Here is a 26,386-nt window from a genome sequence, read left to right on the forward strand (position 1 = left end):
GCCAAAATGGTCCGCAGACGTCACCGTCTCATTTACTTTGATGTTATATCCACTGGTAAACCACAATGAACCAATATCAGTTTTCGCAACGACCGTACCCATGACCATCGTGTTATTACTGATACCGGTACTAACACCCACTTAGTTTATCGACTGGTCTTGTCTAGCTACCGGCTAGCAAGCCAAAAGTTGAAGTAGCACTCACATAGATGAAGCCTTATCAAAGGTAGCTTAATCCCTTGAAATTGAATATTGTCAGGCATCAGACAGGTCAGTGTCGATGCTTCAATCCGTCAATCGATCGGTCATGTTCGCTATGCTTCAGCCTCTCACAAATTGCTTCATACCGAGAAGAAGCCATCACCGCTTTTTGAATAAATGCCGCCGTTAAACCTACAGCCCTACGCCAAAACATCCAATCGTCCCTACGTCACTACTGTTTTGGCCATGAGTGCCGATGGCAAGATCAGTAATCCTCAGCGCGGTGCTGCTCGTTTTCCATCAGCCGCCGACCAGCACCATCTAGAAAAGCGATTAGCGATCGCAGATGCCACTCTATTCGGCGCTGGCACCTTACGAGCCTACGGCACCACGGCCCTGATCAAAGACGCAAAGCTCCTGGAAAAACGGCGTCAAAACACTCAACACCCCCAACCCATCCACATCGTCTGCTCCAGATCAGGCCAATTAGATCCGACTGCTAAGTTCTTTACTCAGCCAATCCCCCGTTGGTTGTTAACAACCAGCCATGGGGCAGCCAACTGGCAAGACACAGATCATTTTGAACGGCTATGGATCGCCCCTACTGCCCCCACAGGCCAAGACTTCGCTTGGGAACAAATCCTGACCAAACTCAAGGCCTTAAATATTCATCAACTAATTATCATGGGCGGCGGTCAACTCGTGGCGGCTCTGATGGCCGCTGACTTGATTGACGAACTCTGGCTCACCATTTGCCCCTTAATCATCGGCGGAGACAAGTCCCCCACCCCCTGCGACGGAGATGGATTTTCCCTAGACAATGCACCAAGATTCACCCTGATATCGCATCAAACCGTTGGGAATGAAGTGTTCTTAAACTATAAACGTCACCGCTAAGACTATTGAGTTTTGAGCTGACGTAGTTTGCCTGGTTTGAACTTGCCAAGCCGCAACTAACTAAGAACAAGGCACCAGGAAGCAAGAACTTACAAAACTCAAAACTTACCCTACGCCGACTTTGCCCCATTCCCATTCCCCATCTGCCGCGCTACATTACCGTAGTGGATCAATACGCTATGCCAAGTAATGGGGAAAACCATCAATCAGCCGTTGACCGACTATACGCTGCGTTGGGTCAATCGTATGGCAGACTTACCCGCAGCCGATTGGGATAGCATGGCACAATCGATCAAGACCCCTTTCTTCGAGTGGTTTTGGCTAAATTCCATGGAGGTCTCTGGCAGTACTAAAGCTCAGACCGGTTGGCTGCCCAACCATTTGACAGTGTGGTGCAAAAATAAATTAGTGGCTGCCGCACCGCTATATCTCAAAGGCCATAGTCGCGGTGAGTTTGTATTTGACCATCAGTGGGCAGATTTAGCAGATCAGCTGGGCATTGACTACTACCCTAAGCTGCTGGGCATGTCGCCATTTACCCCTGTCGAAGGGTATCAGTTTTTAATCGCGGCTGGGGAAGATGAGACTGCACTCACCCAAGTCATGGTGGCAGCTATCGACCAGTTTTGCGTCCAGAATCAGATTTCAGGCTGCCATTTTCTCTACGCGAACCCTGACTGGCGGGCGTCAATGGAAAAGCTGGGCTTTCAAAAATGGCTACACCATAGCTATATCTGGAAAAACGAAGGCTACAGCAGCTTTGACGATTATCTAGCTCGATTTAATGCCAACCAACGCCGCAATATTAAGCGAGAACGCAAGTCTGTCGCCAAGGCTGGACTGCATTTTGAAGTGCATACTGGCAATGGCCTATCTGATACCCTGTGCAACCTGGTGTACGACTTTTACAGTGATACCTGTGACAAGTTTGGCTGGTGGGGTAGTAAATATTTAACCCGCAAGTTTTTTCAGCAGCTATATCCAGAGTTTTGCGATCGCACCGTTGTATTTGCCGCCTACAGCGACGACAGTAACGATCCCATTGGCATGTCCTTTTGCCTGACCAAGGGAGAAAAGCTCTACGGGCGCTATTGGGGAGCTTTTGAAGAGTACAATCACCTGCACTTCAACGCCTGCTATTACGAACCTATCGACTGGGCCATCGCCAACGGCATTAAGCTATTTGACCCTGGTGCTGGAGGACGCCACAAAAAACGACGCGGTTTCCCCGCTTCCCCTAACCACAGCCTGCATAAGTTCTATCATCCCACCTTGGCCCAGGTGCTAGACAATTACATCGACCGCATTAATGTCGCCGAACAGCAGGAAATTGACGACATCAATGCAGACCTCCCCCTCAAGCCATTAAGGACGGAATAAATAAGGACGGAATAAATAAAATAGAAGCATTGCTGAGCCTCGGGATAACTTGAGGGGTGAGACACCGTCAAATCGCCATAGTGCTAGACCGGTGCATCCCCTAAATCAGCACGATCCTAGGTGAAATCAAGGGATCTGCACGGTAGAATATGGGACCCAAAGGACCCTATGGGTCCCAAAAATGTTCTCACGTTGTGAAACCGTCTCTTTACCATGGCTCTAAGTCAAGACACACGCCCATCTGCCGCCACCCTCAAAACCCTAGATAACAAACTGTCTAAACGGTTTATTGAACTCGATCCTGACGGTTATTTTTTGATCTATCTAGACACTGAGCAAGGGCTGATCTGCGCCAAGCATTTTACCAATGTCATTAACGACAAGGGCGTAGCCTGTGATCCAGACACAGGCAAACCTTTATTGGGGAAAAAGACTGAGGCCCCACGCCAGTCTTCTCGCTTATATCAGGGTCGCACCGCTAAAGAGTTGTGCATGAAAATCTTCGAAGACAAAGAAAACCCTTGCCCCATAAGCTATTTAGACCATGCTGCTTATCTTGGTCGAGAGTTTGTGCGCGCTGAAATTGCCCTGGTCAATGATGAGCCTTATGTTCAGGACTAATCCTGAACACCACTCAATTTGCCACCCACGATTTCGCGCACCCGATAAATGGGGCGTTTTTGCGATTCGTGGTAGGTGCGCATCATCAGCTCAGCTAACAGTCCTACGCTCAATAACTGAATTCCTGAAATAAATAACACCACTGCCAACATCAACAGAGGGCGATTGCCGATCTCAGCATTCAAAATAAACTTTACAAATGCTAGATAAATGCTCAGCCCTAACCCGGCAAACACGGATATGGCTCCAAACGGCCCAAAGACGTGCATGGGGCGGGTCAAAAAGGTTTTCATAAAGTAAATGGTCAATAAATCTAGGGCAACTCGAAAGGTGCGACCCAGACCGTATTTACTTTGGCCAAACTGACGAGCGTGGTGGCGTACGGGGACTTCACTAATACGCGCTCCCTCAATGTAAGCTAGGGCTGGTAGAAATCGATGGAGCTCACCGTAGAGGTTCATATCTTTGACCACATCGGCGCTGTAGGCTTTCAGTGAACAGCCATAGTCATGCAGCCTAACGCCGGTTACCGTGGCAATTAGCCAGTTGGCAATTTTGGATGGCAGCAGTCGAGTAATGGCATTGTCCTGCCGATCTTTACGCCAGCCGCTTACCAGATCGTAGCCTTCGTGCAGCTTTTGGTAGACCGTGGCAATATCTGCAGGCTCATTTTGCAAGTCTCCGTCCAGGGTGACGATCACCTGCCCCCTAGCGTAGTTAAATCCAGCTGCCATGGCAGGAGTCTGGCCATAGTTACGTCGTAGCAAAATCACCCGCAAATCATGGCGTTCTTTGGCCAGGGCTTTAAGTAGCTTCGCTGAACCATCCGTTGAGCCATCATCCACGCAGATCAACTCATAGGAAACCCCCATGGTCCGAACTGCGTTGGTAATTTTTTCCACCAGCAACGGAATACTGTCATATTCGTTATAAATAGGCACAACGACCGATAACTCATACCGAGTATTAACGGCAGCAATTTGACTGGGGGAGGTCACCATAGTGGGATTTGAATCCAATGGACTTAGGCAGAGCTAAACAAACACTAACATTCCCCACCACTCATTATTCGGTTTCAGAGGTCAGAATAGACGTGTTTAAGTGCCCCGATAAGCGTTAACCATGCTTTAGACGCATCACTAACTGTCCATTAGCACCGCCTGCAAAGGTCACTGTTTCGTTAAAGTTGTGCCCGTGCATCACGTTTTGCCAATCTGCTGCGCGTCAGGCCCAACTGAGTGAATTTATGATGCAGCTTTTGCCTGACGAGTTACGTTCATTGCGTAGTAACTAAATAATCGACCGTAAGGGTTGCCCACCACTTTCCAGCGGTGTCCATCACTTTCCAGTGGTGTCCATCACTGTATTGTTGTCATCTATCCCACAGCTTTCATCTACTGGTTCATCTCAGCCTGCGCCCTTTTGACTCAGCAATAACGTAGCGCTGTGACCTGATTGATTGTATGGGGCTGTATGCAGTGCTCGTCTGTGCTGATTGTCTGTGTGCGATCGCGAGTCACGTCCTTGTTGTGATCTCAAACTCGCCAAATCTCTCTCGTCAAATCGTCTATGAGATCTTGGCAAAGTGGTAAAAGCTGTGGCTTACCTCTACTTTGTTGTTTTGGAGCTAAGCTCGATGAAAGCTCAACATACTTCTGTGGCACTAGTTGCGGCTGGCATTGCCATACTTTCGACGACAACACCTGCTGCTGCCGCCAACATCTTTATTGGTAGCCGCGAATTTTCTGTTTCAACAATTTCTGGTGAGACATATGAAGATGTCTTGCCCACACTAAAAAAACAGCTCTTTTACGGGAACGAGGAACTCGCCGTAGATCTAGCAACACAGCATGCAACTAAAGGTCCCCTGTTCGCACATCTATTTGGTGAGCGCTTCGTTGGCCTCGATTTCATTGGAATCAAGTATGATCCTGCCTTTGTTGCCACCATTCCTCCCGAGTTTCGAGACTACGGAGACGAGGTATATCAAGAGGTTGTGTTTGCCGCTTCTTGCGATCGCCCTGATTTCTACGAATGTATACCCACCCCCTTTGACATATCTGATGTTCAGTTTGCCGTACTCCAACAGGTTCCTACACCGGCTCTACTGCCGAGCTTAATTGGACTAGGGCTGGCGGCTATTCGTAAGCGGAAGCAATCCATCGAAGCTTAGGACTATAGCTGGTCTAGTGTGCCTATAACAGGCGCACTAGACAACAACTGAGCATATTAACCAAATGCCTAACAATCAAACAAAGACGAAGACAATATCCTGAGCCATTGGACCGATGTCAGCAACCGATGCCAGCGACCGATGCCAGCGACCGATGCCAGCGTTAGAAGACTTTATTCCACTCGTACACTTCGTACTCGGTCCAAATACCATTAACCCAATAAGGATCATTCTCCACTAGCTGCCGAACTATGGCCTCATCATCAGCTTCATAGGTACCGAACACTTTACTGTTGTCGGCTGTTGGCCCCAACGAGGTCAACACGCCCTTTTCTTTTTGTGCTTGCAGTCCAGCGAGATGATCTGCACGATAAGGGGTGCGTTTCTCCAGAGCATTCTCACAGTAGCTCCCCCACATCACAAACTTGGCCATGGCTCTTTACTCCTGCTATCTGTTCACTAGCACAATAGACAGAATACAAGACCATCGCCTCAGGCCTTCACTTCACGAGTAGCCTGCGTATCCAAACTGGCCCCTAGCTTATCGGCAATGCCCTCAACCCAGCTTTCATCCTGTTTAGTGTAGCTGCGAGGCGCATTGGCCCCCAAAACCAGTACCCCCTTTTCCCCCATGGGTTGGCAAATTATTCCTTGGGTGTTTTCAGGCAAATAATTGAATTCAACCTTACCAGGATAAAGTTTAAGATTCACCAAATAAACCGGCTGTTTTCTAGTCAGCGTACGCTCCATAATGGGGCCAACTTCAACCTCTTTATTGGGACCAAGAATACCGCGCCGCATCAATGTCTGACCATCGTAGTAAGCCACCAACGAACGAGTAACCGTATTGGTCAGCAATAGGTGAGAAGCCCAGGCCAATTCAGTAGCAACATCTTCCGACAGACCATCTGCTAACTCAAAGCCTTCTTCCCCTTCTAAAATCACAGCTTCTGGTGGTACCGGCTGAATTTGACGCCACAGCAATGTTGTCAAAATCAAAATTGCACTTAAAAAGACACCCACCACATCAGCACGCGCCTGGGAGTCAGTCACAACGGGGGTTAACAGCCGATTTAGCATAAGCAACGTACCGCCCACACTGCCTACAATCAGCGGTAATCGCCGCAACCACTGGTTATCATTTGCTGCTTTAGCCATCCCCTATCTCCCGATTGCCCATGGGTATCTTTAAGATAAACCCGTCAATTAACTACTGCCTTTAGTCGATTACTAGTGTATCTTTAGCCAGTAAAACTGCTGATACTCTACTGCTGTGAACTGGCTTTTCCAACTAGCCTTCATCTCCGCTCTCATTGGTCCCCGTCCTTGGCAACCAATGGGCAGCATCAACTTCGCCGACATTGATATCCGACCGACCTGGGAATCACCATGGCTCCAGCAAAAACTAGCAGCCGATCCGGTCGCTGAGACCATCCTTAATGGCTATGTAGCAGACCTAACGAGTCTGGGGTTTACGGCTAGCCAGCAAAGTGTGGCCGTCGATGTGGGGCGCTATCCAGTGGCTCGTCACCAAGAATCTCGTCGCTTACCGGCAGCATCCTTAACTAAAGTGGCCACCACCTTAGCTGCCCTTGAGACCTATGGCGTCAATCATCAGTTCGAAACCTTTATCGGCTGGCAAGGGACCATCACCAACGGCACCCTCCAGGGCAATCTCATTATCAAAGGGGCCTACGATCCCCTATTTGTTTGGGAAGAGGGAATTGCCCTGGGGAATACACTACAGCAGCTTGGTATTCAACAGGTCACGGGTAGCTTAATTGTCATTGATCAGTTTGTAATGAATTTCAACACAGACCCATTGGCATCAGGGGAAATGTTGAAACAGGCCATGAACTCTGTTACTTGGGGCTGGGCAGTAGAGAAACAATACGCCACACTGCCACCCGGCACCCCTAAACCCACACTGCAAATCCAAGGACCAGTACAGATAGCCTCTGCAGCACCCACCATCAATCAGGCCTCAGGCTGGTTGGTACGCCACAAGTCACTACCGCTAGCAGTGATTCTGAAAGCGATGAATATCTACAGCAACAATGTGATGGCCGAGATGATCGCTAATCTATCCGGTGGCTCAGCCAATGTGGTCAAAATTGCCGAGCAGACGGGAGTCACTCCTGGTGAAATTAGTCTGATTAACGGTTCGGGCTTGGGAGAAGACAATCAACTCTCAGCCCGTGCCGTGATTATACTTATGCAAGCAATTCAGAACCGACTACAGCCTTACAATCTCAACTTCGCTGACCTGTTTCCAGTTTCTGGCACCGACACGGGCACCTTGATCGACCGTACGTTACCCATCAATGCTTCAGTCAAAACAGGGAGCCTAGCCGTGGTTAGCGCGCTGGCAGGGGCTTTTCCCACTGAGCAAAAGGGTATTGTCTGGTTTGCCATTATTAACTACGGCTCAGGGCTAGAAACGTTGCGTGCCCGTCAGGATCGGTTGCTAGCTTCCCTTGAAAAACAGTGGGGTAAGGCGAATCAAGTTCCCAATCCCATTAAGGCTACACTACAGTTCAATCAAGAGCCGTACCGTTTAGGCGATCCTAAACGCAATGAGATTATTCAACCGCCTCAGGCACAATCTCAGTGACGACATTGCGACCAGTAACGACCACCGTTTGCCGCTCTAGGTTACCGACCGCACGATCACCGTTCACCGTGGCAGCAGGATCCTGCTGGCGATAGCTCACATTGCCTTGCCCATCTATATCCTGGGTCTTGATATTCCAAGTGAGCTGGTCAGCCGTTAACAGGGATTGTCTGGTTTGATCGACGGATCTAACGTTGCCATTTAAGACAAGAATCTCAGTGATCAAATTTAGACGGCCTTGATTAGCATTAGCCGTGATTTTTCGCTCGGGATACTGAATGCGTACAGGCTTATCAATCGTGATAATACCTGGCTCCACATCCCAAACAGCGATATCACTATTGGTTTGCAAAGGAATTTCAAATGCGTTGAGCTGTACCTGCTGCTGTAATGTGGCTTGTTGCTGTGCCAGGTCAAACTCTCCCCGCTTACCCACTAAGCGATCAGTCACCGTAGAATCATCTTCAGAGACATACTGCTCTACCTTTAGGGGGGTGTCTGTTTCGAGTTTTTCAGCATCTAGCTGCCATACTAATTTGTCTGACTCAAACCCAATCCAAGGCTCTTGTTGAGTTTTAGCAACCACACCGTTGAGTAACTCCAGACGCTGAGTTTTATTAAATAGTCGGGCTTCCTGGGCTGTGGCTTTGAGCTGGGGATGATCGCCACGAATACGGTCTCTCACTAACAGTAGATCTTCTGCGGGGATCCATTCCAAACTATTGCCATTGAGCGTGAGCTGATTGTCTGGATTAGTGGCGACAATGTTGCCCTGCAAAAATATTGACTTGCCATCTTCTCGGATTTCCCCCTGATCGGCTTTGACTCGGTATACTAACTTTCCGTCTTGAAAAAGCTCACCCTCTGGGGACTTCACGCTAGCTAATCGACGATCGGGACTGTAGGTAGCTGCTTTTGCCTTCACACGCCAAAGCAGCCCACCATTCTCGTCAGGCTGCTCTAGGGTGACATCTTTAAGCGTTAGTTCTGCTTCGGTTTGTTCAGTGCCGTCCTGATTTTGAAGACTTTGCAGGGTATCTCCTGACGATTGACAAGTTCGTACAGCTACGACTATCACAGCAACAAACGCCGCAATCACCGCAAACCGATACCATTTATTCATACAGCGTTAGTTGTGCCAGTACATAATCTAGTCACCCAGATCATCCTAACGGATAACGGCTCTTACCCCGGCTCACTGGTTGCCTCTTCTTCCATAACGCTCAAACCAGTGAGTGGGCGATAGGTATAGCCATTGCTGTGGCTGCGTGGAGTCTTTTTTATATCGTCTTTGACACCGTCTAAATCAATATAGCGGTCAGATACATTGATCAAACTGTCACTGGTCATAGAGCGCAAACTGACCACCTCTACCCTGACGCCACGATAGCTAGCAGCATCAACCGCATAGGCCAAATCTCCGTCACCACTCACCAAAATAGCTGTGTCGTAACAGCCGACAAGGGCCATCATATCGACAGCGATCTCAACATCTAGATTAGCTTTTTTAGACCCATCAGGCAGCTGTACCAAATCTTTGGCAATGACTCGGTATCCATTGCGGCGCATCCACAGCAGAAACCCTTGCTGCTTTTCATTAGTACGATCAACACCTGTATAGAAAAAAGCACGAAACAATCGAGAGCCTGCGGTTAATCGGCATAGCAGCTTGGTGTAGTCAATTTCAATTCCAAGCTGAAGCGCTGCATAAAACAGATTCGAACCATCAATAAAAATGGCAACCCTACCACGATTTTCTAATACTTGCTCTGGCGTAAATCCAGTGTCATGACTGAGGGTATTACGGTGATTCAACATGATTTAATCCTATCCAATTTATTATGATTTACACCCCTAACTTGTGGTTAGTATTGCCCTTTAACGAACCCCCAGTATTCAAGGGCAATTGAGGGATATTTTGTCAAGAGTTTACAAAGGGCTCCTAGGGGAAGAAACACAGCGAATAATTACTTAGCCATGCACAACTTTTAGCCTGTCTTGAATTGTCCTTTAAACCCACCAATCAAAGTACACACGCCATTAAATAAAGGCTTGACTTCATCATACATGAGGCATTTGTAGATGAAAGCAATATGGCTGTAACTTAATTTCTTCTCAAGAAGTAGAAAATAAATGTGATTAAAAATTGAGTGGGTATTTATTGAAATCCTGACGTGAAAATAATAGGTTTTGACACCTAACTAAAAGTCATTGGCAAATAAGTTTACAAGGGTTAAAAATGCTATATAAAAGCACATGTCTTGAAATGCTCATAAACGCAGATTATTACCGCTGAGGTATTCAATGTCAGCATTTAAATGTCAGTATTATCGAGCCTTATCATGGATTAAGCTGCAATATGCCGATAAATAGCGATTGCGATCGCAAGCTTCGTTTTTTTGCTTTATAAATAGCAAAAACTGCCAAAAACCAACAGGGAGCTATTAGTGGGAATTTCAGAACTCTTTAAGGCTGGTGGGGTCGTCATTTGGCCACTACTGGTCGCATCAATCTTAGTAGTGACTCTAATTTTGGAGCGGAGCTGGTTTTGGTGGCAGATTTCTCAGCACCAGGAACGTGTGGTCAATACGTTTCTAGTAGATTATGCCCAGCAGCCTAAGGCAGCGATTCAACAACTAAAGCAGCAGCCGTCGTTACCCATGGTGCGAATTTTTTTGGCGGCGCTGTCCCTAGAGCAGGCCACCCCTGATGAATTTAAATTGGCTTTAGAGAGCGCGGCTCAAGCAGAGATCCCGATGCTTAAGCGGTTTAGTACTGTGTTTGAAACCGTCATTGGTCTCGCCCCCTTATTGGGACTACTGGGCACTATTTTAGGGTTGATTCAGGCCCTGTCGTCTTTGCAAATTGGCGATGTGGGTACGGCTCGGGCATCCGGTGTTACAGCAGGCATTGGCGAAGCATTGATTTCCACAGCCCTTGGCTTAGTGGTCGCCATGGTGACTCTGTTCTTTGCCAATGTCTTTCAAGGGTTATATCGTCGGCAGCGGGCTGCGATCGCAGATTATGGTGGCCGTATTGAAATCGCTTATCGACAGTATTATCGAAAGTTTATGCATCGTCAGAACCGCTAAGCTGTCCAAACATCAACGGTTTGCCTAAATACCCTCAACAAATTTAGATAATTTGCTCATTTGGCTACTTCAACAATCGGAACAAACCCAATATTCTAGAAAAAATGAGTAATATTCTTTGAAGTATTGGCCATTCAGGCATTACCTTAATGAGCACATACAAATTCACCATCCGGTTCTTTCCTAAAAACTTTCATGGGTGATCGTCGTTGGTTCAAAATTGGGGTATACGTAGGCGCGTTTTGTTTAGCCATGGTAGTGACAATGGTATTGGCAACGACCTACAAAGTATTTTTTGGGCCACCCCAGGGAATAGCAGCAGCAGCCCCCTCTTACACCGTAGAAGTAGCGCCGACAGGAGCTAACGTGCCCTCAGCTAACCATGGGCTCATATACACGGCGGAAAATAACCCTACCTATAGACCCCTTGAGCGGGTAGAACTGGCTGACCCATCGAACTATGGCGAACGATATGATGTCGATGCCTATGGTCAGCCCCTCAACCATGAATTTTTGGCCGTGCTTCACGAAACTGTATGGAGCGCCAACAGTGCGATTAATACCTTTCAAACGTATCACCCACGGGACGAAGACCAGGTGAGTTACCACAGCATCATTGACCGCGATGGCACGGTTATCTATGTTGTCCCTCCTGAAAAACGGGCCTTTGGCGCAGGTAACTCTGTCTTTGAGGGGCCCAACGGTCCTGAAACCGCTGTGACGAATCCCGCGTTTGCGTCATCTGTCAATAACTTTGCGTATCACATTTCCTTAGTCACCCCCTCCGATGGCCAGGATAATGCCTCTACCCACAGTGGTTATACGGATGCGCAGTATAAGTCCTTAGCCTGGCTAATGGCCCAGACAACAATTCCTGAGGCACGGATTACCACCCATGCAGCGGTTGATCGTTCAGGTTCTCGACAGGATCCCCGCAGCTTTAACTGGGCTCACTTTTTAGAATATCTGCACCAGTATCCTAGTCGAGCGGCGTAGACAAGATTAGGAATCCTCTAGTTGTAGGGGCGCACGGCTGTGCGCCCCTACAACTTTGTTTAACCACAGATCGAGGTTGAGGTCGTAATAGCCTTCTTGGCCAGCAGGATATTCCCCCTGTTCGATGGCATTAATAATTTGCGGCAAAGCGGCAATGTAATCTTGGCTCCGTACCACAGGATGAAGCGTCCAGGCATCAGGATTTGAAAGTGTTGCCCGCCAACCGTGAGTGCGTTCAAGCTCCCGAGAAATCATCACCTCCCAAGAATCTAACTTGCCACGACCGGTCCAGTAATTTAACCAGGTCAGCACCCTGGGTGGTAACTGCTTTAGCCATTCGTTTTTATAGTCCATCCACAGGACAGGAATTGGTAGAAATGCATCGAAGCTTTGCTTTTTAATCAGATAAGCACGGCTGCCAAAAAACTTAAACCGATAGAACCCATCGTCCTGTTCATAGGGCACACGCTGGTTCATGGTACCGTCAGCCCGTGGTGGCCCCGATAAAGGCCTGACAAACAACACATCGGGTCGCTTGTCCATTAGCTCTATGCCCTCAGTAATCCAGCTGTGGCCAGGCTGCTGATGCTGCAGCATATCGCTATCAAAATGCACCACATAATCACCCACCGTTTCTTCTAAAGAGAAAATTGTGCCCAGAATGGGATAGCCCTTCCAGTTGTGGGTGGGTTTAGGCACAGAGCCAAAGTGCTTTTGATAGACTCGCTGACGATAGGCGTTGTCATAGTCCATATCAACCAGCCGATCCACTACCCCCATTTCCATCAGCTGGGCACAGTTATCCCGCAGTTGCTCTAAGGTACCAATGCCGGGTCGCCCCACTTTATCCCCCGTCAAAGGGGCCGTATCTAAAAACAACACCCGCTCCACAAAGGGATAATGGCTAGTGTGCACCAGGTGGGGAATCGTCTCCATCATGAATGGAATATCGGTGCGAGCCACCATGATGGACAATGAACAGCGAGGAAGATTCATAGGTCGTTTTAGGGTGGGTACTGCCCACTATGGGTGAAACGTTATTTCTTCATCCGTCTAGCCAACCGACCGATTGCTTGTTTAAGTTTGCGGATCGGTTGACGCTGTAATTGAGATGGGGACTTGCCAGCTAACGGACGACCATCCGGATCATCGAGGTAGCGGTAATATTCCCACAGGTCTCGATAAGGCCCCCCCGATCTCATCGGTGTGCCCGCCCAGTGCAAATAACGCAGCCGTGTATCGCCATCATAGAGAGCATGGTCTCGGGATACAAAGTGTTGCATCCCTCCCCAGCTGCCGGGCTCATCAGCCTTCACTTGAACAATGTTGAGCCGTGTATCGATGCTGTTGAGGACCAGATAATTCATGATGGGCTGGTCTGTTGTGCCCCCCGAAAAATCAAAATAATCGCGATTTTGGGCACATTCGCTTAAACGCTGATACATCTGGTGAAGGGTGATGGTGTCTTTTTTAGCCCCCCAGAGACCGCTATTAAAAACAGAATTGACAATATCTTCAGGAAAAATGCCTCGTTCAATCACACTGGGCGAAAACACATCACGCAGTTTACGACCCTTGAAATGATAATCACAACAAATAAAATCTGCTTGATCTAGATAGGCGAGGGTATCAGAAACTGGCTCAAAAAAAAGAATATCGGTATCTATATAAAGAAACTCATCCAGCGGCCCAAACCAGGCTGCTAACTTGCGCATTTTATTGGGGAGTGCCAAGAAATCACGGGGAAAAATCTCGCTAATTTTTTGGGTAAACGCCTCAAGAAAAGCTAGATCTGGAAAGAGCTGCACTTGGTAAAGTGTATTTAGTTTTTGAAACAGCGATTGATAGTCATCGTTAAACGGAATCATATATACCGGTACATCCGGATCATGAAGGCGCAGACTAGCGAGGAGTGCGATCGCATTGTCCCCCACCTTCTCATTCGCAACAATATACACACCTCTCTTACCAGTCATCAATAGTCCTCCCTTCAGGTAAGTCCAATCTTTTTCATCAGTCGTTTCTGTAGGGACGGTGGCTGATTATATTGCTGGGGTTTGCCCTGAAACTCTGGCATGGGCTCATGTAAATATCGATAGTGCAAAAACGTTTTACGATACGGAAAATCAAGGTTTTCACCACCACAAACGCGACGAAATATCTTTGAGGACAGCCCAATGAAATGCAGATAGCTCAACAACTTACCGTCGTCGTAAACCAGACCGTCTTTCTCTTCAAAATGTTTCGATGAAACTGCATTTCCCGTCGCTTTGCCTTCAGCACGCCACTCTAATGCCACATTGTGAACAGTATGATCATTAATCTGCACCATATAGTTCAGCAGCGATTGATTGGGCGCTCCCATGTACAGCACATCTGAATTCCCCTGGGCCAGGGTCTCTACCACATGATCCAGCTCTGCTTCAGAAAATAGACTGCGCTTAGAGGCATAGCAACCAGAACAAAAGATGTCACGCTTGAGTCGTTCCTCGGACAGTACCGTGGTCAGTTTGTCAGAATTGACATTAAAAATGTGGCTGAGGTCTTTGAACTGAAAATCATAAACCACGACATCGGCACGGTTTAGACGCTCAAACATAAAGTCCAGAGGCTGCATTACCAACGTGTCAGCATCTAGATAAATAAATTCTTCAAAGGGAGCCGCCGGGTCAAAGGAAACATAGCGATGGTTTTCTCCCACTCGATAAAATTGGGTTTTCACACCTGACGCTTTCCACTGTTGTATCGCCGTTGGATGGGTTTGCCATACCCGTAGTGAAAAGTTTTCCCAAAATTTAAATAGTTCAGAGTCATTCAGCAGAGATACATTCTCTCGCTTGGCGACTTCAGCAGCAACCTTCTCTATCTGGTCGTTGTAGGCAATCACGCAGACCGGAATATGCCCCGAATTTTGTTCAATACTGTTGAGTAAAGCGACCAACTGGTCGTAAACTACATCGTTTGCCAGGGTGTATATGCCGCGCTTCATAGGACGTCCAGTGGGTAATTAAGTATAAAAAATCACATTAAAAATACAGGGTCAGACAAGATGGAATGCTAGAGAAAACAGACCTGTCAGCATCACGGGGTGGATTGTGCTGGACTAGACGCCTCGGTTTGTTGGGATTTACTCACAGGTGTGCTAATGGATTCGAGATTTTCCACAACACTGAGCAGGTCAATGGCGATGTTCTGGGCATGAACCATCAGCTCTGCTTGCTCATAGGGGTCATCAACATCGTCCTGGATCAACGCCAGCAGACCAATCATGGAGTTTAGCTGCGATCGCAACTCATAGGATGACTTACCAATCGCCTTACGGTAAACAGGCAAAACATTCGACACAAGGGTGCCACTGCCATTGGCATTCTCACGAATACTTTTAGTCAGCTGCATCGCATGGAGTTTGGCATAGGCCCCTCTCTTCTCCAATAGCTCAGTATGGGTCCCTAATTCCACTACTTTGCCTCGATCTAGGACCGCAATTTGGTCAGCTTTATGCACAGTGGACAAACGGTGGGCTATAACCAGCGTGGTACGGCCACGACTGAGATCATCAATTGCATTTTGGACTAACCGTTCCGAGACCGTATCTAAAGCACTCGTCGCTTCATCCAAAATCAAAATGTCAGGATCCTGCAACAGGGCTCTAGCGATGGCTAACCGTTGGCGCTGTCCCCCAGACAGTAATACACCGCGATCGCCAATCATGGTTTCAAAGCCTTGGGGTAGGTTCTCGATAAACTCATAGGCATTGGCCTGCTTAGCCGCTGCCCTAAGTTCCTCGTCTGTGGCATCGGGGCGACCGTATAGCAAGTTTTCCCGCACAGACGCATTAAACAAAAAGGTTTCCTGACTGACAATCCCTAAGTTAGAACGATAGCTATGTATATCTATGGTCTTCAGATCCACACCATCCAACTCAATTGACCCATGGGTGGGATCATAAAATCGGGGTAATAAGTCCGCCAATGTAGACTTACCTGCCCCTGAAGAACCGACTAAAGCTAGGGTTTGCCCCTTTGGCAAAAACAGATCAATCCCCTGCAAAACCTCCTGATCATGGCCTGGGTAGCTAAATCGAATCTGGTTAAACCGAATACCTTCCTGTAAAGTTCGGTATGGCTGAGCGCCCCGAGGCATAAACGGCTTATCATCTCGCCGGAGCAAGGCAGTCACGACCTCAACACTGGCCGAAGTATTCGCTAAAGTGCTGCGTTGGCTATTGAGCTGACCAATATAAGGCAGCATTCTAAATAAAATAATCAGGTATGTCAGCAACGACGATGAAAATACCTCAAGCTGATTACTAAAGGCCATTCGACCCAGTACAGTGATCAATATCAACGCCAGAATATTAATAATTTCGTTAAAAGGACCAATACCCGCAAAAATCAGCTGGGAGTTAAACTCAGCGCTTTCTCGTTCGACGATAATTTTGTCTAAACGTTGATATTCTCGCTCTTCATTGGCTGTTGCCTTCACCAAACGAATACCCGACAAAATCTCAAACACACGCGAAGAATACGCCTTGGAGATTTTAGACAGTTCTTTACCCAGGGACTTGGAGCGTTTAACGACAAACTGATTCAGCAGGGTAACCGACCCCAGTGTCACGATTGAAATCAGCGTCAGCTGCCAAGAAGTCAGCAGCAACAAGATCAAAAACACCGTGATCGTAATGATCACTACCATGATGCGCACCAAATTTCGAATGGCAATGGTGGTGCGATTCACCTCAACGTTTAATTGGTTAATCAGATCTCCAATTTTAGTCCTGGCAAAATACCCTAAATCCACATCTAAAAGCAGCCTAAGTCCCCGTTGCCGCAGCGACATCGCTAGTTTTCGATTCAATGTGCCAGCTGTCAGAGCACTGGCATAGGCCGAAAGACTTTTAAGAACAATGACACCGACTACAGCGGACGCCATCACCGGTAAACGCGCATTGTCAGGCAGGCCATCAAATATGCCAATAAAGCGCTGCAAAATCGGCGGTAGAGATCTTGCGTACTGCGCCGCTTGCCCTAACAGCTCCAGTAAGATTGGCACAATCAACAAGGTGCTTACACCATTAAATAGCGCCCCTGAAAAACCCAGTAATATCGTAAAAAATAACAGAACTGGATATCTGAGAACCGACTGAAGTAATAAGCGGGTGGAAGACATGAATAAGTAGGCAGGCGACGCTTAAGAAATATAACTTTGAATACGTATGTATGGATATTGTTTAAATCAAGCAATTAGCGGCCACTCTCCATACGCCTGTAATTTTGCTTATAGCCTAACTGATTCCGTGGCTGCCTCTTCACACACTGCTGGATCAAAGGCCCTAGGGTTTCTGCCATGGCATTGACACTGTAGTGTTGAATACAACGCTCCCGTGCCAGACGCCCGCGCTCAGCCGCTTGCCTTGGATTATCTAAAATAGTTTGTAGCATCTGAGCCAGTTGATCAGCAGCACAGGGCGCTACAAGATAGCCCGTATCTCCCAAAATTTTAGGGATATCCCCCACCGTGGTAGACAGTATGGGTTTGGCCATCGCCATGCCGTCAGTGAGTTTAATGGGAAACTGAGCGCGAGCTATCGATGTATCTCGCTGGGGCACCACCACCACATGGGCAGCAGCCACCACCTCCGCCATTTGATCCGAGGGAAATCGCGGCAGCTTAATCAACCACTGGGGCCAGCGAGCCATCAGGTCATCTTCGTAGCCATCTGGTTTACGACCACCGACAATGACTAACCGTAAATCGGGCTGGTCTAGCTGATCCATGGCCATTAACACATCCTCCAACCCTTTATGGGGACGGGCTGTACCTGGAAACATCAACACCCGATAGTCAGACAACCCGTAGGTCTGCCGACTGACTGCTGGGTCAAAACGAGCTGGGTCAAAAATATCCGTATCTTTACTATTAGGTAGATAATGGCCACCAAACTTCTGCTGTAAAAACTGGTTATTGACTGTCACCACATCGGCCTGCCGCACCCACTGTTCACCTAACGATATATAGAAGGGATGCTCCAAATCCCGCAGCGCTCCATCGGGCTTAAAAATGTCACGGGCCAACTGTTTAACCGTTGGACGATAAGCATAGTCCTCTCCCCCAAACCAACTCAACTCCCAATCATCCATGTCGAGTAAAACGGGTCGGCGAGTATACATCTTTTTCAAAAGGGCAATACCAAGACTCGTTGGTCGAGGCTTAATGGCGTAAATTACATCGCCCCGAATCTGATTGAGTAGCTGAGTGGCCGACTGAATAAACTGAGGCAGTTGTTGGCCTGGCACCGCAGTCACCGACAACGTGTCAGGGGGCGGTGGATAAATCACATCCCCAAACTGACAGCCAATGACCTCGACATCATGCCCTAGCTTTTGCAAAATCTGACTGACTAGATAAACACGCGTCATCCCACCACCAGAAACATCTGGGGCGATGACCGACACCTTGGTCGTGGGGGCATTAGATAAATTCACCGCTCTGATTTGTGTCCCTTTTTGGGTAATAGTGCCTGGCTATCTATCACTATTACCCATCAAGATTTCCCATTTGATCCGCATCCTATCTCAGTACGTGATCTCAAACCGATGGATGAATTTAATCTTTGTCGAAGATTCACACGTCAAACGTACACTTAGGGACACGATATGCTAATGGCCAACAGCAAGTGATGATGTGGGTTCAACCATCGGTACTGGAGGTAATTCCAACACCAGGTTACCTAGATGGCCTTTGCGAAAGTCATTGAGCAACTGATGGGCCGCTCGCTCTAAATCATCGTTATGACGCTGGGCCAATATTGATAAGTAGGTTTCCCCCGTATAGAATTCGCCAGTCTCAGAGGTTAATGGGGTATCGTAGCGGGATGCGATCGCACCTTTATACCCCCCCGATTCATCCCATTGGTCCAAAGCCTGAATCAAATCCAAAAACGCAGCCGCCACCCGCTGCGTGTCATAGGCAGCACCGCCAATATCGTCACAAATTGCCAGCTTTAGCGCCACTTCCTGATCATTGAGCTTCAGCGGGATAATACCCGGAGCATCTAATAATTCAATTTCATTTGAAATCCTTACCCAGCGCAACTGTCGTGTTACCCCTGCCCGGCGCTCACTCACCACAACTTTACGCTTTAGCAGCCGATTGATCAGAGCTGACTTCCCCACATTAGGAAAGCCAATAACCACAGCCCGCACAGGTCTCGGCTTCATCCCTCGACGTTTACGCCGCTCGTTCATCGCCTTGCCCGCATCCTGGGCAGCCCGCAGCAGGTTCTGCACCCCCTTACCCTGCTTTGCATTGGTAAAGTAAGCCGCCTGCCCCTGTTCTTTAAACCAGGTTTGCCAGGACTGCCGCGCTTCTGCTGAAATCATATCTACTCGGTTCAGCACCAACACCCGCGATTTATCCCCAATCCAATCATCCACCTCAGGGTGATGGGTGGCCAAGGGAATACGCGCATCTCTAATTTCCAGCACCACATCAACGCGCTTTAGATGCTCCTTCAAAGAGCGCTCCGCCTTAGCAATATGACCGGGATACCACTGAATAGACGGCGAAGTCATGGCACCACCATCACCGGACAGGGTGACAGGTTAATTACCCGATTGCTAACGCTTTCCGACTGCCCTTCCGGGGTCAGACCAATACCACGACAGCCCATCACAATTAGATCCGCCGACATCTCGTCAGCCACATCACAGATTACAAACGCAGGATTGCCCTCTCGCTCAATGGTTTCTGTCTCAATTCCTTGACTGGTAAATACAGCCTTCGCTTTCTCTAGCAGCTGGGCAACCGCCTCAGGCGAAGCCTGTTCAGGATGAGCATTGTGCCCATTTGAGGTCTCAACGACCGACAGCAAAATCAAATGGCTGTGATGATGTTTCACTAACTCCGCAGTCTTAAAAGCCGCCTGTTGAGCTTCGGGACTAGCATCTATCGGAAATAGAACGGTCTTAAACATAACGTGGGAAAACCCTCAGACTTCGATCAAAAATCAGAGCCGCAATAAGCGATAATACCTAGTGAGTAACGAAAATGTATCAACGCTTTACATCTAGGGTAATCAAGCTTGTCCTAGCTTTGAAGTGGGGTGTACGTAACGTAACAAAACTGCATTAGGAGATAAGGAGGATAGTTCTGTGGCAAAGAAATCCGTGACTGATTTGTCAGCGGCTGATCTGTCAGGCAAACGCGTGCTGATGCGGGCAGACTTTAACGTGCCCCTCGATGATCAAGGCAAAATTACTGATGACACCCGGATTCGTGCTGCACTGCCTACCATCCAAGCATTGACCAGCAAGGGTGCTAAGGTGATTCTTTGCAGCCACTTCGGACGTCCCAAGGGTCAAGTTGTTGACAGCATGCGTCTGACGCCAGTTGCTGTTCGTCTTTCTGAGCTGCTAGGCCAGGATGTCATCAAGTGTGACGACTGCATTGGCGACGCAGTTAAAGCTGCTGTCGATGGCATGTCTGATGGTCAGGTTGCTTTGCTTGAGAACGTACGTTTCTACGATGGCGAAACTAACAACGATTCTGAGTTTGCGAAGAACCTGGCCTCCGTTGCTGAAATGTATGTCAACGATGCCTTTGGTACTGCTCACCGCGCCCATGCATCTACTGCAGGTGTCACTGAATATCTTAGCCCCTCTGTTAGTGGTCTACTCATCGAGAAAGAGCTTCAGTATCTACAAAGCGCTGTAGATAGTCCTCAGCGTCCTTTTGCTGCCATCGTAGGTGGTTCCAAGGTATCCTCCAAGATTGGCGTCATCGAAACTCTTCTAGAGAAAGTGGACAAACTGTTCATTGGCGGCGGCATGATCTTTACCTTCTACAAGGCTCGTGGCCTGGATGTTGGTAAGTCTCTAGTTGAGGAAGACAAACTAGAGCTGGCTAAGGCACTGGAAGCTAAAGCTAAGGAGAAGGGTGTTGAGCTATTGCTACCTACTGATGTGGTGGTTGCCGACAACTTTGCTCCTGATGCCAACGATCAAACCGTTAGTACTGAAGCGATTCCCGATGGTTGGATGGGTCTAGACATCGGCCCCGACTCCATTAAGGTATTTCAGGCTGCTCTGGCTGACTGCAAGGGCGTTATCTGGAACGGCCCCATGGGTGTATTTGAGTTCGACAAATTTGCTAAGGGTACTGAAGCTGTAGCGAACACTCTAGCTGAGATTACTACCAGCAATGGCTGCATGTCCATCATCGGTGGTGGTGACTCCGTTGCCGCTGTTGAGAAAGTGGGTGTTGCTGACAAGATGAGCCACATTTCTACCGGTGGTGGTGCCAGCCTTGAGCTGCTAGAAGGTAAGACTCTACCCGGTATTGCTGCCCTGGATGACAAGTAGAAAAAGTAGGGAAAGCGAATAATTTTTTTCGCACACTATTCCCTGATTGTTCAGTTCTTTAAGTCCCTACCTATAAGTGGGGGCTTTTCTTTTATCCAGCTTCCACACATTAATACTGCCTGATGAGATTTCAAGCAGATAGACTCCTGAGTTTTAACTGCGAAACAATCGTAGGGTCATTAATTTTATCGTCAGCAGCGAGTAAAAAAGCTTTACTCAAGATTATTGCTGTGGTGCCATCACCTTCAAATGGTAAAAACACATTCGTAGTATTAGATTTGGATGTACGACCCGGTACGATGCAGAGATATTGATCGTTTGGCTCCATAAGAATATTGCCACTTCCTAAATGAATTTTGTAAGTTCGTAGTTTGCCCTGAACAACTAAAAAGCGCTCTGTGACGTGACAACAGTCAGCTATTTTCAGACGAGGGATCAGGTTCTCGAAAAGCTGCCGTCGCGTTTTGGCAGTTTCTGACAGTTGCCCAAATGAATAACTTTGCCAGTAAGTGTTGTAGCGCTCTTGCTGCTGACCAGGTCGCCAGTTAGGGTCATTGCCGATACTGGCAACGCCTACAAATAGATCCACATCACGCAACACCTCAGAAAATACTAGTTTTGGAACATCTGATAGGGATATTGGAGTATCAGGCGTATCAGTAGTATAAAATCTGACTTGATCCGTAGAGAGATATGGATATGCGCCGTATGGATCTTCAGCATTATCAACAATGGCCTCAATCCAAAATTCTGCCTGTAGTGACCATTCAGATAGTTGTCGTCGCGCTTGTGAACCCGGTTCACAGCAATCAAACGATAAAATTAAGTAGTTCTCCCATTCTCGAATTCTGCATAGACTATTAAATTGATGCTGCTTGATAATGTGTGCCGCAAATCGGTTGGAGTAAGTATTTGTTGTTTTCTCTGCATCAGTTAATAGATAAATTTCTCGATGGGCTTGCTTAAAGGGTTGTTTTACTCGATGATCTAGCAGCCAACTACGCCAAGCCAACACCTGTTCAGTGACCATATTTAGAGGATGCCATAGGTCTACCGTAGTGTCTGGTTGTATTTCCTCCAGCGGTTTTCCCTCTACCGTTATAAGCTGGCCTTGCCACCAAATGGCTGGAATTGTTTGCTCCTGGATATGAAACTGCCAGATAGAGCCGTCTGGCTAAAATTCCTATTAATGGGTGGTTTAGGTAGTTTTTACACCAGGTTGCATAGGTCCAGGTGCGACGTTGCAGATAACTGCTTTCAATGCGATCGCACTGCACCGACAACAGTTTCTTAATATCCTTTCCTGCTTGTTTAAGTGCTTTTAGCTCATTAGGATGATTTTCTTTAACAAACTTTGGTACAGATTTTTGTCTTTTCCCATCTGGCCGATACCAGGCAAATTCTATCGTTTGAGTGTCGACAACTGACAACGTTGCCGTAAAGTCTCCAAATTGCTCCTGTCTTTTGCCAACTTCTGAGAGACCATAGGTAGGAACAGCCTCTTCAGTTAAGGCTTCTAGCGATTGCCCTGTTCTATTGGAAATAACCGTCAACGCTTTAGCAATCTCTCTCTGAGCCCCCCTATATTTAACCTTAGCTTTGAGAATGGCCAGCTGCCCCATGGCCTCTTCAGTCGGTATCTGCCCCAAACACCACACACAGGCATTGCCTAATCGGACACAGCGTTCACCGACTCCTTTGACCCGTCGATAGGCAGATAACCCTACAGCACCCACTGCTCGAACAATATCTGCCGTCTCAAAATTGGTGCACAGCCAGACTAAGCCTTTGAGAATATCTACATTAACCTCATGAAGTAGATGACTCTGATCTTCATAATGTCTAATTGGTTGAGTACGAGGTTTATCAACCAATGGGAACCATCTCACAATAGCTTGGCAAAAATCCTCGTGACCGACCTTATCTAACGCAGCCGCTGATACACGCTTCCATTTCGCACTAGGTTTGGACTGCCTAGCACTGGCACAGATAATAAGCAACTTTTTCCAATCAGACTGTGCTGATGTTGATAGAGCTGACAAATCCGATATTGCCACATCTGACCAAGCCTCCCCAGAGACAACAGGCAAAAGCTGGCTGGCTATCCTGAGTTGAGAGATTTCCCGACGGTAATATATATGACCGCTCTCCAACTTTGAGCAGAGTGTCTCGATAGCTGCTTGGAGTTCTTATGTCAACTCGTTATCTTTCGAATAACGTTCAACGGTTTCAGCTAATGCGGGTAAATTCTCAATGATGGCATCTTCATTATGCCAAGAGTTCCTATTTTATTTCTCTTCACAAGGGTAGGCAAACGCTTCTAAATACTTGAATAACAACAACAGGTGATCATGGGTCATCGGCAGTGGCTTTACAAGCAACTCAGAGATTGCTTGTCGTAGATTAGAGCGAGATTTCCAATCATCGTCACTGCATAACGATAGTTGATTTGCAATCTCAAGTACTACCAAAGATTGCTCTTCTGGGCTCATAGCTAAAACCTGGCTCCCAGAATTGATTTCTTGTAATTTTTGATGCCACTGGAAATCTGGCTCCTTCATTAGCGACTGCACAACGGAGATACTATCATCAAAGTGTTTTCTAGACACATTAACCTCCTACCAACGGTACCAGCTTGAGAAAAGAGACCGAAGTATTAGACCGAATTTCAATCTGTTCTTCTAAAGAATCCACCTGCTGATCATCAACAAGCACAATAAAGCCATTACCCAAAAATGCCTCAATAGCCTGTTCATATTGCTTTTCCCAATCAATCTTCCTAGGCAGACGCAACTTATATCCATTTAGCGTCTGCTCTGCTTCTGTGGGTTTTACTAAGCCATGGAAATGATCCGACAGTTTGACGTTATAATCTTTAACTTCTTGATAAATACGGCTACGAATCAGCTCTTGAACGGTAATACGTTCCGTTGGGAAAGTCAGCATCAGGCTATGGCTGCTTTGCCCCAATGTGGTCTCATCACGAACTAGAAGCTTGCTGCCCATAGCACCTCCGGAAAATGAGCCATTACCAATGATTCCGCAATCTAGATCATATGAACTAGAAGGCCACTAAAATTAGTCTATGCGTACTACTCGGAAAAATCAAGAGCTGGTTCTTCTATATGCTGTACATCCCTATTTTCAGTGAATGTGGACAAAGAACCATGCCATTGATTTGTTTCAGTTTGCGCAATTAGGGTTAACCACGCCCGCCAGAGCACACCCGAGTCGTCTGTAAAGGTCCAAACACTGACTAGTGATTTGTCTGATTGTGCTACTGCTTGCTGCTGCCAGCCAGCCTGATGCATCTGTCCTAAGTAGTGTTCTGCTAGCTCATCTGTCGTTAGCTGACTAGAAATATGAACATTTGAATCAAAGTTCGTTGCACTACCCCCACTGCCTAGGCTTTGAACAAATGTCTTGGATGGTGTTTGCAGGGTTGGTATGGGGAGATTTAAATCTCCCCAAATATCCGAGAGCCTACCTCTTTCTACGTAAAACTGATCCTCGCTACTACAAGGAGATAACGAACCAATGGCATGGCGCTCAAGGTAAATAGTTGATGCTTCCTTCTGAACAGGTCGAATTTGTAAAATAAGCTCATCTACTCCGTTCGAATGACAAAATAATTGAGGAAACCAAGAATAAAATCTAGAAGACTCGAAACCAAAATTAAAGCTAGGCAATTGAACATTTTCACGAATCTGCCAATCATCTTCAGTCAAAGACTCACGATAGAAGTCAGATATTAGTCCGGGGTGTAGTGAGGTTTCTAATATCGCAATATCTTTTACAACATCTGATGTACCCCCTAAAACAACCGTTTCTGGAGGAACAGGTAAGTTATCAGAAAAGGCAGGTGGCAGCTGGTTCAGCCATAACTCAATTTCCTCACTGTCAGAGAGTTGCCCCATATCTTTCAAGATTCCCAGGGCTGTACTTTCGGGGATTTCTCCATCTGGAATATTATCAGTAACAAGATCGGGCCAAAAATCTTGTTGCGAGCTGCGTCTCCGGCCAAACATTCCTATATAGTGCTCGGGTTCTTCTGTGGCAAACAGATAAACTGTCGCTTGCTGCGGTAATTCGGAATCAACCGATTGAGACCATACAGACCACTGCAAGCGATCATTACCACTGCGGCTTTGCAGGCTCCAACCCTGCTGGCGCATTTGGGTTGAGTAGTGAGCCGTTAGTACCCCTAACGATAAAGTTGTCTGAATCTTGGTCTGTGTGTCTAAATAGTTATTACCACCGTTACTATCTAAAAATTCAAGTTGTGCATCGTTAGGGGGGGATAGTGATAATTCTGGTAAAAAGTCTGGAATATCGGATTCGAGCGATAACGTACTCTCGGATTCAGACCACGAGTCTTTCTCAGAATTACATGCAAAGCCAGATTGTGTAGGAATCAGAGTAACTCTGAGCTTAGTGGTATCTAAACTGCTTTGAAAAGTATTAAACGATAATTGAATATCACTGCCTTGCTTGCAAAATATTTGTTGATTTTCTGACTCTGGCAAAGGTTCACTCGGTCTACCAAAGGTAATAGAAATTACTAGTGCACCAGTAGTAGCGCTATCTTCCGTATCGGTGATCTCCAGGCCGGGTTCTAACTCAGGCGTCATCCAGCGTTCCCATCCAGCATGTTGCAAGTCTTCTAAATAGTCAGACTCAACTTGCGAGTATTCTCCATCTACCTCAAAAAATAACAAGTGATAAGGTGCTGTAACCATAGTCCATTGATGCACTCCAGCAGTAGGTACTGGTAGTTCAGTTGGTAAATCTGGAACATCATTGCCAATGTGTAACTGTACCGTCTCTCCAAATAGAGGATAGGGCTGTAGCAAGGGTAATAATAGACGATAGGGAACTTGCGGATTGTCTTCAGGTGTAGGATCAGGCTGTGCCCTAGCAGATAAGGGAATACTCAACAGAGCTAGTAACGCTAACCATATTCTCAAAACTGACTTGGTCAAACGTGATGCAGTTAACGACATCATCCCAGCTCCAAATCTAAGTTCCTATTATTTTAGCTAAGGATATC

The 26,386-nt window shown here is 47.2% G+C and carries 25 protein-coding genes; 8 read left to right on the plus strand and 17 right to left on the minus strand.

All coding sequences use genetic code 11. The features are described from left to right. The first annotated feature begins 378 nt into the window (after positions 1 to 378). From SPB21_RS17325 to SPB21_RS17335, 3 genes are all read left to right on the plus strand, one after another. A complete protein-coding gene (locus tag SPB21_RS17325) occupies positions 379 to 1,098 on the plus strand; it encodes a RibD family protein (protein ID WP_499867275.1) in 720 nt (239 codons plus the stop codon). Positions 1,099 to 1,287: 189 nt separating this feature from the next. Next, positions 1,288 to 2,478, plus strand: a complete 1,191-nt coding sequence (locus tag SPB21_RS17330; protein WP_163669396.1) for a GNAT family N-acetyltransferase — start codon at positions 1,288 to 1,290, stop codon at positions 2,476 to 2,478. A gap of 213 nt (positions 2,479 to 2,691) precedes the next feature. Further along, the gene (locus tag SPB21_RS17335; RefSeq protein ID WP_499867277.1) at positions 2,692 to 3,099 is read left to right on the plus strand and encodes a DUF4346 domain-containing protein; all 408 of its coding nucleotides are present in this window, start codon (positions 2,692 to 2,694) and stop codon (positions 3,097 to 3,099) included. Here the strand turns inward: SPB21_RS17335 and SPB21_RS17340 are convergent. Next, positions 3,096 to 4,100 (minus strand): glycosyltransferase family 2 protein, encoded by a 1,005-nt coding sequence (locus tag SPB21_RS17340; protein ID WP_163669392.1) that lies wholly within the window; start codon positions 4,098 to 4,100, stop codon positions 3,096 to 3,098. The two genes, SPB21_RS17335 and SPB21_RS17340, sit on opposite strands and share 4 nt — an antisense overlap. A 635-nt stretch (positions 4,101 to 4,735) precedes the next feature. On the opposite strand from SPB21_RS17340, the gene SPB21_RS17345 reads away from it, so the two are divergent. Then, entirely contained in the window at positions 4,736 to 5,272 is a 537-nt protein-coding gene (locus SPB21_RS17345; protein ID WP_499867278.1) for a PTPA-CTERM sorting domain-containing protein, read from the plus strand. A 163-nt stretch (positions 5,273 to 5,435) separates the two neighbouring features. Here SPB21_RS17345 and SPB21_RS17350 read toward each other — a convergent pair whose 3' ends face one another. Together SPB21_RS17350 and SPB21_RS17355 are read right to left on the minus strand one after the other, a co-directional pair. Continuing rightward, positions 5,436 to 5,705, minus strand: coding sequence for a YciI family protein (locus tag SPB21_RS17350; RefSeq protein ID WP_499867279.1), 270 nt, complete (start codon positions 5,703 to 5,705; stop codon positions 5,436 to 5,438). A gap of 59 nt (positions 5,706 to 5,764) precedes the next feature. Next, positions 5,765 to 6,430 carry a cofactor assembly of complex C subunit B gene (locus tag SPB21_RS17355; protein ID WP_163669388.1) on the minus strand — a complete coding sequence of 222 codons (666 nt, stop codon included), beginning with the start codon at positions 6,428 to 6,430 and terminating at the stop codon, positions 5,765 to 5,767. A 178-nt stretch (positions 6,431 to 6,608) separates the two neighbouring features. On the opposite strand from SPB21_RS17355, the gene SPB21_RS17360 reads away from it, so the two are divergent. Next, entirely contained in the window at positions 6,609 to 7,886 is a 1,278-nt protein-coding gene (locus SPB21_RS17360; protein WP_499867280.1) for a D-alanyl-D-alanine carboxypeptidase, read from the plus strand. On the opposite strand, the gene lptC is transcribed toward SPB21_RS17360, so the two are convergent. Beyond that, a complete protein-coding gene (lptC, locus tag SPB21_RS17365) occupies positions 7,855 to 9,009 on the minus strand; it encodes an LPS export ABC transporter periplasmic protein LptC (protein WP_163669384.1) in 1,155 nt (384 codons plus the stop codon). The two genes, SPB21_RS17360 and lptC, sit on opposite strands and share 32 nt — an antisense overlap. A gap of 62 nt (positions 9,010 to 9,071) precedes the next feature. Beyond that, positions 9,072 to 9,704, minus strand: a complete 633-nt coding sequence (locus SPB21_RS17370) for a LabA-like NYN domain-containing protein (protein ID WP_163669383.1) — start codon at positions 9,702 to 9,704, stop codon at positions 9,072 to 9,074. Between the two features lie 629 nt (positions 9,705 to 10,333). Between SPB21_RS17370 and SPB21_RS17375 the strand changes: the two genes are divergently transcribed. Beyond that, positions 10,334 to 10,978: a MotA/TolQ/ExbB proton channel family protein gene (locus SPB21_RS17375; RefSeq protein ID WP_163699470.1), complete on the plus strand. Its 645-nt coding sequence runs from the start codon at positions 10,334 to 10,336 to the stop codon at positions 10,976 to 10,978. 195 nt (positions 10,979 to 11,173) lie between these two features. Then, positions 11,174 to 11,974, plus strand: coding sequence for an N-acetylmuramoyl-L-alanine amidase (locus SPB21_RS17380; protein ID WP_163669379.1), 801 nt, complete (start codon positions 11,174 to 11,176; stop codon positions 11,972 to 11,974). A 6-nt stretch (positions 11,975 to 11,980) separates the two neighbouring features. Here SPB21_RS17380 and SPB21_RS17385 read toward each other — a convergent pair whose 3' ends face one another. From SPB21_RS17385 to SPB21_RS17415, 7 genes are all read right to left on the minus strand, one after another. Then, positions 11,981 to 12,970, minus strand: a complete 990-nt coding sequence (locus tag SPB21_RS17385; RefSeq protein WP_499867281.1) for a hypothetical protein — start codon at positions 12,968 to 12,970, stop codon at positions 11,981 to 11,983. A 41-nt stretch (positions 12,971 to 13,011) separates the two neighbouring features. Then, positions 13,012 to 13,950: an Npun_R2821/Npun_R2822 family protein gene (locus SPB21_RS17390; protein WP_163669375.1), complete on the minus strand. Its 939-nt coding sequence runs from the start codon at positions 13,948 to 13,950 to the stop codon at positions 13,012 to 13,014. Positions 13,951 to 13,964: 14 nt separating this feature from the next. Continuing rightward, positions 13,965 to 14,963 carry an Npun_R2821/Npun_R2822 family protein gene (locus tag SPB21_RS17395; protein WP_006515657.1) on the minus strand — a complete coding sequence of 333 codons (999 nt, stop codon included), beginning with the start codon at positions 14,961 to 14,963 and terminating at the stop codon, positions 13,965 to 13,967. 92 nt (positions 14,964 to 15,055) lie between these two features. Continuing rightward, positions 15,056 to 17,143, minus strand: coding sequence for an ABC transporter ATP-binding protein (locus SPB21_RS17400; RefSeq protein ID WP_499061625.1), 2,088 nt, complete (start codon positions 17,141 to 17,143; stop codon positions 15,056 to 15,058). A gap of 74 nt (positions 17,144 to 17,217) precedes the next feature. Then, positions 17,218 to 18,459, minus strand: coding sequence for a glycosyltransferase (locus SPB21_RS17405; RefSeq protein WP_163669369.1), 1,242 nt, complete (start codon positions 18,457 to 18,459; stop codon positions 17,218 to 17,220). Positions 18,460 to 18,633: 174 nt separating this feature from the next. Continuing rightward, a complete protein-coding gene (gene ylqF, locus SPB21_RS17410) occupies positions 18,634 to 19,548 on the minus strand; it encodes a ribosome biogenesis GTPase YlqF (protein WP_499867282.1) in 915 nt (304 codons plus the stop codon). After that, entirely contained in the window at positions 19,545 to 19,949 is a 405-nt protein-coding gene (locus SPB21_RS17415) for a universal stress protein (protein ID WP_163669365.1), read from the minus strand. The genes ylqF and SPB21_RS17415 overlap by 4 nt, the downstream gene beginning before the upstream one ends. A 178-nt stretch (positions 19,950 to 20,127) precedes the next feature. Between SPB21_RS17415 and SPB21_RS17420 the strand changes: the two genes are divergently transcribed. Beyond that, positions 20,128 to 21,336, plus strand: coding sequence for a phosphoglycerate kinase (locus tag SPB21_RS17420; protein WP_163669363.1), 1,209 nt, complete (start codon positions 20,128 to 20,130; stop codon positions 21,334 to 21,336). Between the two features lie 130 nt (positions 21,337 to 21,466). Here SPB21_RS17420 and SPB21_RS17425 read toward each other — a convergent pair whose 3' ends face one another. The 5 genes from SPB21_RS17425 to SPB21_RS17445 all read right to left on the minus strand — a co-directional run bounded on the left by SPB21_RS17425 (position 21,467) and on the right by SPB21_RS17445 (position 26,342). Continuing rightward, positions 21,467 to 22,468, minus strand: a complete 1,002-nt coding sequence (locus SPB21_RS17425) for a DUF4132 domain-containing protein (RefSeq protein WP_499868715.1) — start codon at positions 22,466 to 22,468, stop codon at positions 21,467 to 21,469. Beyond that, positions 22,356 to 23,210: a DUF4132 domain-containing protein gene (locus tag SPB21_RS17430; RefSeq protein WP_499867284.1), complete on the minus strand. Its 855-nt coding sequence runs from the start codon at positions 23,208 to 23,210 to the stop codon at positions 22,356 to 22,358. The genes SPB21_RS17425 and SPB21_RS17430 overlap by 113 nt, the downstream gene beginning before the upstream one ends. Before the next feature lie 414 nt (positions 23,211 to 23,624). Continuing rightward, on the minus strand, positions 23,625 to 23,945 hold the full coding sequence (locus tag SPB21_RS17435) for a hypothetical protein (protein ID WP_499867285.1): 321 nt from the start codon (positions 23,943 to 23,945) through the stop codon (positions 23,625 to 23,627). Between the two features lies 1 nt (position 23,946). Continuing rightward, positions 23,947 to 24,342, minus strand: a complete 396-nt coding sequence (locus SPB21_RS17440) for a hypothetical protein (RefSeq protein ID WP_499867287.1) — start codon at positions 24,340 to 24,342, stop codon at positions 23,947 to 23,949. A gap of 86 nt (positions 24,343 to 24,428) precedes the next feature. Further along, the gene (locus tag SPB21_RS17445; RefSeq protein WP_499867288.1) at positions 24,429 to 26,342 is read right to left on the minus strand and encodes a hypothetical protein; all 1,914 of its coding nucleotides are present in this window, start codon (positions 26,340 to 26,342) and stop codon (positions 24,429 to 24,431) included. Positions 26,343 to 26,386 lie beyond the last annotated feature (44 nt).

This window comes from Leptothoe sp. ISB3NOV94-8A, assembly GCF_043421595.1.
Lineage (GTDB): Bacteria > Cyanobacteriota > Cyanobacteriia > Phormidesmidales > Phormidesmidaceae > Leptothoe > Leptothoe turfae.